Raw genomic sequence first — 13,594 nt, forward strand, 5'->3', positions numbered from 1 at the left:
TTTGGAGTTTCTGGCTATTGACCTTACAATTTTGATATTTTGATAAAGCTACCGTTATAGAAATCAATCTTAGTTAAGTAATATTCCACGTTATTGGATGCTAAAACTGCACCTAATGCTCCGAACATCACGGATGCCGCAACCACATTTGTGGCAGAGGCTGTTGCCCTGCTAGGTCCCTGAAAAAAGAAATCATGACCTTCCCTGAAAAGCGGGTAAAAATTATTTTCACTCGAGATATAAGCCATTCCATTGACGACAACAGCATAGCAGGAGTTTGCCTTAATGCGTTTCAATTTACCCTTAGCATCCAAGGTATAAAAACCTTTGGCAGCATCCTGATCCTTAAGAGTAGCCTCTCCATCCGGCATCTGATTTTTAAAATGCCTATAATCGGTATATATCCCATCCTTTAATACAGCATTCTGGTAAAGCGGTGTTTTCGCTTTCTCCATATTTTCAAAATCACTAATTTGAGCGATATTATATCGCGTCGTATCGCTCGGCAGTTTATTTAAATTATCTTTCAAAAAATCGGTAACAATCCAGCTGGCATGTCTGAGCAGACCCTTCGTTACATCCATGCCCTTGTTGACATGTGAGGTGTCAATGCTGGCTAATTTTTGATAAGAATTAAATTGGTCTTTCACAAATAGTTCGGCTCTAAAATCAAAAAATCCCGATTCCGAAAAAGCACCTGTAAGCTCTGCCACCGCAAATTTTTTGATGAGAAGAACGAGCGTTCCATCTCCTGTCCTCCCCTGTACCAAAAGACCAAGCTGTTGCTGGATTTGCTTTTCAAGGGGTATTTCTGGTATCACCTGCGCTTTGGCATTGAGCGCGCCGACCTGAATTATCCCTAGATTTTCCTTGAAGTCCCGGCCGTCAATAACATCGATATGTTGGTAAAGACTTGTTTCAACAGTGCCCGTCGGTGGAGCAAGTGAGAAGTCCCGTACTCTTTTTTGTGCATGTACCTGCACGAGTAAAGTGCTAACAAAAGCAATGGCTAGTATTCTTTTCATTTTTAGCTTTTATAATGCTTCAAAAATGATCATTTGAAATATAAAATACAAGTGGTTAAGAAGAAAATTGACTAACCGAACAAATATGTATTGAACTTTATTGGTCCATCCTACCTAATACTCAATAATCAAGCGTTATGATGGAGCTTATTTCTCCTATCACTCAAGCATTCTAGTAGACCGATGCTATACCAAAAAAAAAGCGCCTTCCTATCGAAAACGCTGTTTTTTATGCTAGCTATATTAAACTCATGTTTACCAATTGTTGATCGTATTCGATTTATCTATGATCTGTTTTAAGAGAGCATTCAGATGAGTGTTCAATCCATTGGCGGCATCCTCTAAAATCAATTTACCATTTTGGTCATAAATAGCCACTCTATCCTTCTTTCCTTTGACCAGATTTAACGTGGTCCAACCACTATTTCCCCATCCGCTTCCAGCTCTGAAAGTTCCTTCATACCATCTTCTCAGTTCAAAAGTAGGGCTGTTCATCCGGATTTTACCATCTTTAAACAGAAAGGACAAAGTATACGACAGGTCATATTTATAATTCGTTTTTCCAAAACCACTACCTCCATGCCTCACAGGAAGTGCTTTTTCTTCATATGCCGTTAGCGTGATACTTTCACCTTCCAGCACACTGAGGCCTTTTTGAGGATTGCTGTACAGCGAGTTAATGGCATTAAGTACGTTCTTGTACAAATCCATTTGTTTGACGTTCGGCACCTCTACAACCGCAAAATCATGATTCTCATTGGATACAAAACCCTTGTCCGTGAGCTTAAAATATTGAGCGAAACTCAACTGCGTAAGCAGTACAAGTACGGCCATACTGAATATTTTTTTCATATACATCATCTCTTAAATTTTTCAATTCTACCTTTGGTGCTGGATTAATCATGTCAATCATTAAAAATCCAATTGGGAACGACAAAAATATAAATATTTGTCATTTGGCAAAAAATTAGTTTCACCTATCCCGTCTGATCGTTGCATGATCAGGAGTGAATGGTATAGTACACCCCTATGGTATGACTGATATGAAAAAACAAAAAGATAGCCGATATGAACATAAATGGCCAACGTCTGAAGGGTAAATTAAAATAAAACGAATTTCCGATCAGGCCGATTCCGGCTAACCATAATGCAGGAGTAATGGCAGGAGCGGAAAAACCGACCATGCTGTTGCTCCATGCACTATTGGGCAAGCCAATCAACATGATCCATGAAGCAAAATAGAGCAGCACACCTACGGTGTAGATGTAGAGACCAAGCATTTGGCCTTTGTTGCTTCTAGAGATATGGAGAGGCATCAAAAATGCCAACAGAAAGATGATAATTCTTGAAATCTGTTCCCCATACATGAGGAAAGAAGGAATATCTTTTGAAAATACTTCAGGCTGATATGCTGGTGGCAAATGATCCGTCAATAGGATATTCCAGATCAGTATCGGTAAAATCAAGATAAAACAGTTTCCAAGATATTTTTTAATCATACTATTTTCGATTACACGTCAAGATAACAGATAATTTAATAAAATCCGCATTTATCGAATAGGGCTTGCCATTATTTTTTACCGACTCCGTTGCTGCATTTGCTCCTCTAACTTGTTCCTTTGGATCTTGGTGTAAAAACTTATTTTTTGGCGCCGAATTTATCAAAAAATATCATCCTACCTTTTTGATCATAAACATAGGGTTTTGAGAATAATTCGTCCCAATTCTTGGAAATTGAGTTAAAATCTGTTCCAATAAATTTTTCTAGTTCTGAATTACTAACTGAGATTTCATAAACAATCTTATTAAATGGTAATATTATACTTACCTGGTTAATGAAATCTAGTTTTAACATTATTTTCACAGATCCATCAATAAGTGCCTTTTCAATAGCATCACCGGATTCCCAGTAAGCTTTCAATTCAGATTCAGTAAGAGTGGATAATGTCTTTTTATGAATTCTATTTTCTAATTACGCATTGGATATGATGGCGCCGGATAATCCCTGTCGACATGCATTTTATTGATCAAAATATCGTTGATCCGTTGACGTATCCGCTTATCATCGACCGAAATTTTTAGAATTTTGTTGCTATAATAGGTATCGCCTTTAAATTCCTGCTCTATTTTATTGGCAAATGTTGGGGTCAGCGATTTATATGCAAATGAAAGTTCAGTTTCGTTTTCTGCTATTTTTTTTATGGTCAGTGTCCAGATAAACCCATATTCAGGAAATAGGAAGCTTTTTTTTATCGGCACAAACTGCGTTTTTTTGCCTTTTAACTTATAATTATAGAGCATATAAATACTTGGTTTGGAAACATCTTTTGCTGCCGCAGCGACCAACTTATTATACTCTTTTTCGTTATCAACAAGAATTTCAGTACTTAAACCTTTCTCCTGGATTTCAAAGATCGCCGTAGTATCTGTATGGGCCAGGGCTTTAATCTCCATATCCTGATCAATATACCAGCCATCCATATCTGGGATAGCCGCTTTTACACGTTCAAAACTTGCTTTTAATCTGGTTGGGAGTAATTTACTGGTCACCGTTTGCGCACGCAGACCATCCGCTGCAGCGATAAAAAGAAGCATTATACAAAGATATTTTCTCATCATGATTATATTCATTTAGCAATACTTAGAACTCCCGTAAATTACACGTTTTATAGCTAGCAATCTATGACCAATTTATATTTGAAGGTCATCATTTACGATTCGTAAGGTATTGGTGTCGCATGCGTACGCTTTAACATTGAATTACCCTGCCCCCTCGCCTTTTTACAGACCACTGTCCACTAGCTTACTGTCCTATCAAAATCAGTCAATGAAAGAAAATAAGGCCCGATCCCCGTTATCTGTTCGTGAAGAGTCTCTGCAAGTTTGTATCTAACATATCCCCCATTCTAAATTTTTAAAATTTCCACTAATTTTTCAGGAAGATTATAACCAATCTGCTTTTGCGCTTGCTCCAGAATTTCAGGAGTAAGTTCAGGTTGAACATACGGTAAGTATTTAGGTACACTCCAAATATATTTCAATTCACTATCTGTCATCTTGTGTTTCTAATCTTGTTTGACATTATTGAGATAATACTCCCGCCTAGCAATTGACCCATCAGCATGGTATACAATGCACTCCCCATTTTTTCTTCCTTTTTTAAATTCAGCAGTCATCAATAATACTCCATCTGCGTAAATCTCTGTCATGCCCTCCAATTTTCCATCCACGATCTGATTTCTAATGGAAATATCTCCATTATCATCGTAGATAGTTATCTCTTTGCTGTGATCTTTTCTAAATAGCGTTTTACTTCTAGTCAAACCATTGTCCGTAATCAACTGACTGACATGAAAACCATCTTCATAAACTGATGTTACAGCAGAGCCATCATCAGTGAACCAGTTGTAAACTCCAGAATACGGGGTATTGGGATCATCCTCTCTATAGGTGATTCCATTCGAGATTATAATTTTAAATGGGCTATTTAAATTTTCTTTAGACATCTTTTATTTTTAATAATCCAATACTACCTACTATTAATTTTAATCGTATCCCATTTTTTCCTTACCAACTTTAAAATTAACATATTTTTAGAAAAAGTTAATGGTCAAATTATATCAATACCTATTATTCGTTTCTTTTGACTATAACTATCCGAAATACTTCGGATGATTCTTTTCTTTTTTAAATTGGTAGTCGTATCGATGCTCTTTGGTTATTTGCTACGTCATAAAGAATTCGCTAAATAAACATATCGTCGATTGTTACACAGCAAAACTTACCTTAGAACTTCAATAATTTCTTTCAGAAATTGATTTAATCTATATGAACAACGCTTTTTAAATTCTAAATAGCATATATTTTTCCCTTACATAGGAAAATACTTGATAACTCACCTTTTCTTGTTTAATTTTAGTAAACATATATAAATTTTCCATTTTATTACTGATTATGATAAGTGTTTTAAGTAACTTAAGGGAGCTCATAGCAGCCTATGGTATCCCGCATTTGAACAAAGAAGAAGATGAACAGATCGAACAAGCCCTCTTAGCAGCGCTAAAGAATATCGAAATTCACTCTCATACGAGATACCTCAGTCACGGTAATCGTGAGCTAGTTCAGCAATCCTTCCGTATTTTCTACAGTCAATTGCGACGCATGTTCAATATTATTTATCGGAAGAAGAATCGGAAAGTTGATTTGATCATATTGAAATTTCACGAGCTCTTTCAGACTTATGAAGATCTATACAGCCAAGATATGGATCTTGAAGAACCATTGACAGACTATCAATATCAGCTGTTAAAAGCAGAGATTACCGAAAAATTCCCTCCTTTACAAGAAGCGCTTTTAAAAAAGGGGATCTGGAAACATCTATTATTAGAGATCCAATCTGCGATAGAGAGCCATTTCAATAATGCTAGTAATCAGCTGTGTTATTATCACGATCTATTTTTCAACAAGCTGCTGCAGTCGCTAACCCGTATGGCTCATGATCATCGTGACAAAGATTGGGAACGACGTTTTATCGAGACCATGATCAATATCAATTTTAATCATATGGGATTTTTCAATCGATGCAGTGAGCTGATTAACTTTAGGCTCAGTGAACTTTCCGATGAAAATAAAATCATGTGCATTGATGAGAATGAACTACGTATAAGCCAAGCTTCACGAGATCCCAAATTATACTTTGATCCTACCCGCGCCCATCTCGCTGATCTGCTGATCCAATATGCAGAACAAAGAAAGACCTTTAAACTAAAATCTATAGCGGCAACCGAAACCAAACCTGAAGAAGTAAATAAAATAGAGGAGCTTAATAAACCCGCAGAAGTTGAGAAACCGATCGGAATACCGACACAATTGTATGCCAGCCATATCAATCTATTTACACATTACATGCATCTTGCTGAGGTGTACCCCGAAGATATGAGCAAGCGTGAAGTCTGTTCATATGTTTCCACTTGTGTCCGGACCAAACGTGGGCATTTGGTATCCAAAGATAGTCTGGAAAAATTCGATAGACAAAAACTGGAAAGCGGAGCTACTCATGTCCACGGCATTTTGACAAAAATGCTGCAGGCTATAGAGCGTGATTTTGACCATTTGGGCGGAAAAAATCGTCGATAAATTGAAAAAAAAGTAAAAATGGGGGAATCCCCTCCTGATTTCCCATTTTCATCCCAGATCAAGGTCCATATTCAAGTGTACTACGCTTGAATGACCTTTTATAGCAAGAATCTATTCTAAGCCAATTTCACCTCATTTCTCCCCTTTGCTAAAAGGGAGCTCATTTTAAAGTCCTTTTAAACGGGTTGCATACACAAAAAGTCTCACCTCCAAAATGTTCGTTTTCGTATTAGTTTTGAATCGAAGCGTACGACACCAGGGTTTCAAAAGCATTGCAAAGGTGAAGACATCCGGCAGAAGAGCGGGAGAATTCATGAAGGAAATAGAAATGAATAAGAAATGATATAAAAATAAAACAGAAAAAATCAGAAAAGGCCGCAACATAGGTTTGTGCCATTCCTAAAATTGGAAACCAGCCAAATAAAAAAATGAAAACAAATTGATTGGCCAAATAAGGAGTCCAGACGCCAATTCAAAACGCAGCACTCTGATAGTTGGAGACTGCGGGGCCAGTACGTCAAAAGCGCTACTGTGATCAATTCACCTAATGATAATTTAACTTAAAACAAAATGGCAACATTTCAGTTGAATAACCCTAGTAACCCTGGAGATCCAGCAAGTTACTCATTGGGAACGCCACCTTGTTCAGGAAATAATCAGATCTGTACCATTGAAGCACCAAATGCAGGTGGTGTTCCTACCATTTCAAATGCGCTACGCAATGAAATGTTACAAGCTCTGAATACGAGAACAAGTACAACAAATGTAAAATTAAAAGCTTAAATAAGATTTTAATTATTGCATTTAATACGAAAGAGCTATCAAAAAAATGATAGCTCTTTCCACTTATTTTACTCAATAACAAAACATGGTATTTCCTTCTCCTCCTCTACAAGTATAAAGCCAAATTCCTTGAGACTTCGTTGCATCTCCGTAAAATCAGAGAATCCCTTAAAAGCATACTTATTAAGATTTTTAGATTCGTTTATAATGGGAGGCCTGTCTGCATTCAAGTCAAGCATAAATGCAAAATCATCTATTGTTTGACCATTATCATCCGGTTTGCCGATATCCTTTCCTTCATCTTTGATCACCCAGCATTTTACAGTTTTTAATTCAATAGCTGTTCTGACTCCAAGTTTTAGCTCCAGATCCCGGATCATGGCAAGCGCTCTTTCCTTTTCATCTAGCTCCAGATCAAAATTAGCTTCATAACTTATGCCATAATTTCGGCGCCATATTTCCTGATATCTTGAGCGTTCTTCTTTAAACAAGAATCGCTCTTTATCAGACCGCTCAATCATAATGCGGCTGTCTTTCATATAAGGTATTTCACTAACCCTTCCATAACACGAAAGAAAAGCAGGAATTATACCTGCGTTTACAATATACTCCCGCACCTCGCGATGTACACTGTCCACTTCTTGACTAAATTTTGGATATGCGCCTTCAATATAACCGGTAAGAAATGAATACTTACCCTTCTGACTTTTTATCAGCGGTATCCCATAATCGAACACCAGGTAATCATCTTTAACCGGCAGCTCAATTGCTCCATTCTCAAACACTTTATTAACCATCGCCTGATCCACAAACTCAGAATAAGTAATGGCAATCACCTTTCCCTTATAGACCCAGACCATATGCGAAACAGTCTGATGCGGAAAATAGGTTGACCACAATTTATCTTCTACCACATAATCCAATTTATTAGCTTTAAACACTTCGTTGTGCGCACGAAAAGCTGCTGCTCGACTTTCCTTCTCACCAGAGATGGATATTATCTTTAATCTACCCTTATTTTCCTCCTCCAATTTATTTAACCGGGGCAGTGTCGCAATACAGCTGCTACATGAAGTATCCATAAAATCCAGAATAACCAACTCTTCGGGAAGTTGTTTGACCGTGCCAATACTTTTTCCATCTAGAGTTTTACCTAAAGCATCGGACGGGACTTTTTCACCTATTTGAACTATTTTTTGCGCTGTATCTTTTTCAGATTCATGCTGTTGTGCCAGCAGAAAAACCGGCAGAAAACATAGTAAATAACATAAATTTTTCATACTATCTTATCGTTTGAGAAAGTGAGGAATTATTGATAATTTCTTGGGGTATCAAAAAAGTATAAAAAGGATCATTAGGCAGTAACTGATACTCCTTATTTCCCATTTGACGCTTTAAAGTCTTTGCTGTTTGGCTATTTAGATTCAGGCGTTTCAAATCAGGCCACCTTCTTTGCCTCATCACCAATTCTTTTCTTCGTTCTTCTAAAATGATCTGGAGCAATTGCGATGGATCTTGTGTTGTAATGGGTTCAAAAGTATCTCTTCGATACCGTTTCTCCAATAAGCTATTGAGCGATGTAAGTGCTTCACTAATCTGATTTGATCGCACCAAACATTCAGCTTTTGTCAAGATCAATTCATCTACCGCAAGACCGCTGAATGGAGCCTGATTAAACTCGCCATCATAATTCCCTTTGAATGAATAAGTATTGTCTTCATTCTCCATAAATAATAGATTTTTTCGCAGGTCATGATCGGCATAGCTTTGAAGAAAATCAGGAGCCACTTTCCAAACGGTATAATAATACGTATAGGTTCCTGTTGATATGGCCTGAAAGATCACTTCCTCGTTAAACTGTTTAAACGGGCTTTCTTCATATGGTCTTAACATATTATAATCCATGAGTTTGCTATTTTGGGCCAATGCTTTATTGGCATATAGCAAAGCCTTATCATATTCCTGCATATAGAGGTAGATTCTGGAGAGCAATGCCGCTGCTGCTGTTTTTGTTGGTCTTGAAGGTAGCCCATTGGTCAACGGTAACAAATTTTCAGCTTGTTCCAAATCTTGCAACAGCAAGTCGAAATAGTCTTTAAGATGAACCCGGACACTTTTTTCTTCCACATTGGGCGATGTGCGATAAGGTAAAGCAGGCAAATCTGCATTAGACCCATCTTTTTTTGGAACAGGTGCGAATATCTCTGCTAAGCTAAACAAAGCATAAGCTCTGTAAAAGTACGACGCACCTTCCAGTTGCTCCCGTCTATTCCCTGCAGGTAGTTCTTTCAATATGGATAATACTTGGTTAGCAATGAAGACGGTTTGATAAGGTGATGCCCATTGCGTGATGATCGGGCTAGTTTCCTTATCCCAGATATAAAGCATACGATCCTCATAATCTCCTAAACTGCTCCAATTCTCCTCATTTATCAAAAAGTTATCCGCACAAAGTTCTCCAACATAAGGATACCCCATATTAACGGTCCCATATCCGTCAAGCAAAGCTTGACAGTCCTCAAACGTATTGGGGATGGCCAATTTAGTATCGGGCTTTGTTTCCAAAAAATTACTGCAAGACTGTAGGCAGAGTAAGATCATGCCCAACAGAATTCGATTGTATAGTAGATGATAATTCATAAATTTTAGTGTTAAAATGATGCCTTAGCACCTATTGTATAAAGCCTAGGTGTAGGGATCAAGAAGTTAAAATCAGGATCGTTTTTATATTTTGATTTACGCCATAATATCAGATTCAGATGGTCGGCGTTTAAATAAAACTGCATCGATTTGACTGTTTTGGATTGTAGGTTCATCTGATACTGTAAGTTAATATCTTTTAATCTGATATGGTCAGCCGGCTCAATTAAGACCTCCGAATTTTGATAAAACTGATCTCTTTGATAGTTTAGTGGATATATTAATGCGGGCACATGGGTATGCAGCTCATCTCCAGGTTTTTTCCATCGACGATCAAAATCATCATGCATCTGCCAGTATTGTGCTAATCCATTATATTGGATACTTTGACGCTTGTAGAAATACTTGAATTTATATTGAAGATTGGCTCTCAAAGACCATGATCGCCATGAAATAGTATTTGCTATAAACCCAGAATAGATCGGTAAACTAGATCCCATATATCTGACATCGTCTATACCGACAGACATGATCTTAGAATAATCTTGCGATACTTCACCATTATAATAGCCCATCGGTGCACCCGTATTGTGATCTAGGCCTGCAAATCGAAATGCATATAGACCATATAAATCTCTACCCACAACTGGATTTGGTGCTGTTGCAGCCCACATATAACTCGATACACTCGAATGTTTGTAATTATACTTGGTCACCACACTTTTTCCGTAGGTAAATATCAGATTTGAATTCCATTTAAAATCTCCCGATACAACGTTGGTACTTTGCAGGTTGAGCTCAAAACCTTTATTTTTAAAATTAGCGATATTGACTGCCTGTGTATAAAAACCAGTTGTGGGGTCAATATTGGCCAATGCCACCAGATCTTTTGCCTCTTTGTTATAAAATTCTACACTTCCATGTAGACGACCACTGGTCATAGCAAAATCTATCCCCATATTAAACATGCCGACACGTTCGGCACGGTAATCTGGATTTGGAGGATTGACCATGTAAGCATTTGTGTATCCTGTATAAGGAAAAACACCATCGTAAGCAATGGTTGGATAAGCATATATCTGGGTAGTGACATTACCATTTACGCCATAAGTGGTCCGAAGTTTTAGGTAAGAAAACGTGCCTTTAGGAAAGTAGTCCTCTTTACTGATTTCATAAGCAGCACCCAGTGACCAAAGCGGTTGCCATTTACGGTTTGATGCCACGCCGAATAGATTTGCAGCATCGCGACGTATACTCCCAGAAAATACATATCGATTATGAAGCGTATACGATCCATTCATAAAAAGAGAAACGAAGCGTTGCTTATATTCCTCGATCTTATTGCCATTCCATATTTGCGCTCTCCCCTGAAGTCCATTTAACAAAGGAAAACTTGTTTTAAAATCTACGGGAGAAAATTCAATACGATCCGCATCATACCCATATAATCTGTAACCTTCGATCCGACTGTCCATACTTTTTACTTCTGCCCCTGCTAATACATTCAAAACACCGGCACCTAGTGTTTGATCGAAAGTTGCTGTTGTTCTGATATAATGTGAAGCCAGATCGCCAATCCTTTGGCTATAAATATCACCTACGGGCACATTGTAGGTTAAGGTATTCGGAGTGAATTGTGTATATAAATTGATATAATGTTGGGTAAAATACGAGTCGAGCGACTCGAGATCTGTCGTCTTGCTCAAAGACCGCTGATATTGATAAGAAGCATCGAGCTGCCAAGCACTGCTGAGTTTATAATGGGCAGCCAGACTCATTGTGGCATCACTAACACGTGCCTGATTTTTACTTGCATATATTTCATTCATGATATTGTAGCGCTCGGGCAACAGGCGTCCACCGGCAAGCGTATCTATATAAGACTTCCTAAAAGTCACAGTTTCAAGATCTATTCCATTGCCCTGATCATCCACCAGGCGAACGTAAGGATAAAATGATTTTCCTGCACCTGAATACAGCGACCCATAATCCACTTTAGAAGCATTTCCATGTCCCTGCTTTCCATTATCGGAAAAGCCTATACTCAGATCAACCGAAAACCGATCTGAAGGACGCATGCTGCTTACAAATTTTGCACTGATTCGATCAGATTGATTATTTTTGATATTTTCTAGAGATTTGTCAAATCCCAAACTTGCCCTAAAATCGATTTTCTTACCTCCGTACGATAGACCCGTAAAATATTGTTGGACGATATTGTTACGGTATATGTACTTCATATAATCCTCTCGAACATCATTTTTCTCCAAAGCACTCTTTTGATTCTGATAGCTTTCCGAATCAATTTTTCCTGAACGGAGTTTGTCCAATAGAGAAACAATCGGCGATATCGTATAATCCGGATAGTTGATCATCCAATCGTAGTAGTTGTTGTCAAATAAAAATTCTTCTGCTTCTATAAAACTTTTACTGGACATATGAGGCAGCTTGTAGATATCTGGCTTTTGTCCTATTTGTAGATTTGAACTGATTTCCAATTGCATACGATCTAATTTGCTTCCCGATTTGGAAGTTAAAACAATCACCCCATTGCCAGATCTTGTACCCCATATTGAAGCAGCAGCGGCATCTTTCAGTATGGTTATGTTTTCAATATCATTGGGATTGATATTACTTAGATCACCTTCGTAAGGAAAATTATCTAGGATAATGAGCGGACTCCAAGCGCCTAAAAAAGTAGAATTACCTCTTTGATAGATCTGCTTCTCCGGTTTCAAATTTGAGACACGTTTTTCAAATCGAAGCGATGGCGATAATCCTTCCAATCGATTAATAAAATGAGATGATTTACTGATATTTAACTGTTCGTTATTGATGACTTCAAAGCTCCCTGTCGCTCTTTCCTTTGGTATTTTTTGGTATCCTGTAGACACGACTTCCACCTCATCCAGTTGATTTTCCAAAGACATTAGTTGCACATGCAATGTTGCACCTGCGGTATAATCCAGTTCTACGGTTTTGTAACCGACAGAGGAAAATTTCACTATGCCATTCCGATGTGGGACCGTGATGCTGAAAGAACCATCTTTCTTGGTCGATGACTTCACTTGATCCACTTCAACACGCACGGATACAGCCTGTAATGGCTTCTTATCTACAGCAGAAATGACGGTACCTTGCAGGGTATAGCTTGACTTGGTCTGCGCCTGGCTTGCTCCTGCTCCAAAGGTCATCACGAGCAGTGCGATCATCGAAACGGAAAATTTAGATTTTAACAAAAAATCTTTGCGGCACGTCTTCAAGACATCCTGAATAGCTCCAACCTTTTTTGTTAACAAGCATTTTAAGCGATTTGAACGATTATTAATCCAAAACCACCCAGATGCTTGACAAAATAAATTGGATCGCTTAAAAGCGCTTATTTGAGATAAAGCACTCTTCAGGCATCGATCAAGTATAGATGAAGCATAGATAGTGCGTCGATAGTGCATGGATAGTGTATCAATGGGTACCGTTTTACGCACTATCCATGCTTGACCATTACTTAGCATATGCACTACGCATGCTTGGGAGATACATGAACAACCGTGTTCCCGTCCTTGTCTACGCTCCGCCTGCAGATCTTCAGCCAAGCTACTGGCTTGAGTAGCTCTTTGGTACCTTCTCCGTAGCTTCTCCGTACATTCTCGGTACAGGATTGGTACACTCCCCGTGAGTAACCCGTACACTACCGGTACACTCTTAGCCACTTTGAAAACTACTTTTTGCATCAAATTCAACAAAAAAGACAAAAAGCCTATTTGGATCTGATTCGTACTTTGTTTTAACCTTGTTCGCACCTTGTTTTGAACTTTCCTGTCCCTGCACCGCAGTTGCAAAGTCCCTGCACCGTCCATTTCCCGGGTCAGGGACGGGAAAAAGACGGTGCAGAAGCGGTGTAATGACGGCTTTCGGTAAAACAGGGTGCGAATCAGCTTAGGAGCTGGTATAGATCTGGTAGCTTCCAAAAACTGCTCCAAAACGTCCGTTGTCCCTTCCTGAAAAAGGTT

The 13,594-nt window shown here is 38.3% G+C and carries 11 protein-coding genes; 2 read left to right on the forward strand and 9 right to left on the reverse strand.

The features are described 5' to 3' along the window. Window positions 1–23: 23 nt before the first annotated feature. From B3P23_RS16820 to B3P23_RS16845, 6 genes are all read right to left on the reverse strand, one after another. A complete protein-coding gene (locus B3P23_RS16820; RefSeq protein WP_293928307.1) occupies window positions 24–1,025 on the reverse strand; it encodes a hypothetical protein in 1,002 nt (333 codons plus the stop codon). A 255-nt stretch (window positions 1,026–1,280) separates the two neighbouring features. Continuing rightward, complete coding sequence (locus tag B3P23_RS16825; protein ID WP_293928309.1) at window positions 1,281–1,877, reverse strand: hypothetical protein; 597 nt, start codon at window positions 1,875–1,877, stop codon at window positions 1,281–1,283. Window positions 1,878–2,026: 149 nt separating this feature from the next. Continuing rightward, window positions 2,027–2,524, reverse strand: coding sequence for a hypothetical protein (locus B3P23_RS16830; protein WP_293928311.1), 498 nt, complete (start codon window positions 2,522–2,524; stop codon window positions 2,027–2,029). A 469-nt stretch (window positions 2,525–2,993) separates the two neighbouring features. Then, window positions 2,994–3,644 (reverse strand): transcriptional regulator, encoded by a 651-nt coding sequence (locus tag B3P23_RS16835; RefSeq protein ID WP_293928313.1) that lies wholly within the window; start codon window positions 3,642–3,644, stop codon window positions 2,994–2,996. 287 nt (window positions 3,645–3,931) lie between these two features. Further along, a complete protein-coding gene (locus B3P23_RS16840) occupies window positions 3,932–4,081 on the reverse strand; it encodes a hypothetical protein (protein ID WP_293928315.1) in 150 nt (49 codons plus the stop codon). A gap of 9 nt (window positions 4,082–4,090) precedes the next feature. Then, on the reverse strand, window positions 4,091–4,531 hold the full coding sequence (locus tag B3P23_RS16845) for a toxin-antitoxin system YwqK family antitoxin (RefSeq protein ID WP_293928317.1): 441 nt from the start codon (window positions 4,529–4,531) through the stop codon (window positions 4,091–4,093). Between the two features lie 448 nt (window positions 4,532–4,979). On the opposite strand from B3P23_RS16845, the gene B3P23_RS16850 reads away from it, so the two are divergent. Continuing rightward, entirely contained in the window at window positions 4,980–6,161 is a 1,182-nt protein-coding gene (locus B3P23_RS16850) for a hypothetical protein (protein WP_293928319.1), read from the forward strand. Window positions 6,162–6,731: 570 nt separating this feature from the next. Next, window positions 6,732–6,944, forward strand: coding sequence for a hypothetical protein (locus B3P23_RS16855; protein WP_108159639.1), 213 nt, complete (start codon window positions 6,732–6,734; stop codon window positions 6,942–6,944). 68 nt (window positions 6,945–7,012) lie between these two features. Here the strand turns inward: B3P23_RS16855 and B3P23_RS16860 are convergent, their stop codons facing one another. From B3P23_RS16860 to B3P23_RS16870, 3 genes are all read right to left on the reverse strand, one after another. Next, a complete protein-coding gene (locus tag B3P23_RS16860; protein WP_293928323.1) occupies window positions 7,013–8,224 on the reverse strand; it encodes a TlpA family protein disulfide reductase in 1,212 nt (403 codons plus the stop codon). Between the two features lies 1 nt (window position 8,225). Further along, window positions 8,226–9,584: a RagB/SusD family nutrient uptake outer membrane protein gene (locus B3P23_RS16865; protein WP_293928325.1), complete on the reverse strand. Its 1,359-nt coding sequence runs from the start codon at window positions 9,582–9,584 to the stop codon at window positions 8,226–8,228. A gap of 11 nt (window positions 9,585–9,595) precedes the next feature. Beyond that, window positions 9,596–13,594 (reverse strand): SusC/RagA family TonB-linked outer membrane protein (locus B3P23_RS16870; RefSeq protein WP_293928327.1); only part of this gene is annotated, 3,999 nt, incomplete at its 5' end.

This window comes from Sphingobacterium sp. UBA6320 (assembly GCF_002440335.1).
Taxonomy (GTDB): domain Bacteria; phylum Bacteroidota; class Bacteroidia; order Sphingobacteriales; family Sphingobacteriaceae; genus Sphingobacterium.

Coding starts and splice junctions, on each gene's coding strand:
- B3P23_RS16830 (WP_293928311.1), bottom strand. CDS start 2,524: ATGATTAAAAAATATCTTGGAAACTGTTTTATCTTGATTTTACCGATA.
- B3P23_RS16845 (WP_293928317.1), bottom strand. CDS start 4,531: ATGTCTAAAGAAAATTTAAATAGCCCATTTAAAATTATAATCTCGAAT.
- B3P23_RS16835 (WP_293928313.1), bottom strand. CDS start 3,644: ATGATGAGAAAATATCTTTGTATAATGCTTCTTTTTATCGCTGCAGCG.
- B3P23_RS16825 (WP_293928309.1), bottom strand. CDS start 1,877: ATGAAAAAAATATTCAGTATGGCCGTACTTGTACTGCTTACGCAGTTG.
- B3P23_RS16860 (WP_293928323.1), bottom strand. CDS start 8,224: ATGAAAAATTTATGTTATTTACTATGTTTTCTGCCGGTTTTTCTGCTG.
- B3P23_RS16855 (WP_108159639.1), top strand. CDS start 6,732: ATGGCAACATTTCAGTTGAATAACCCTAGTAACCCTGGAGATCCAGCA.
- B3P23_RS16840 (WP_293928315.1), bottom strand. CDS start 4,081: ATGACAGATAGTGAATTGAAATATATTTGGAGTGTACCTAAATACTTA.
- B3P23_RS16820 (WP_293928307.1), bottom strand. CDS start 1,025: ATGAAAAGAATACTAGCCATTGCTTTTGTTAGCACTTTACTCGTGCAG.
- B3P23_RS16865 (WP_293928325.1), bottom strand. CDS start 9,584: ATGAATTATCATCTACTATACAATCGAATTCTGTTGGGCATGATCTTA.
- B3P23_RS16850 (WP_293928319.1), top strand. CDS start 4,980: ATGATAAGTGTTTTAAGTAACTTAAGGGAGCTCATAGCAGCCTATGGT.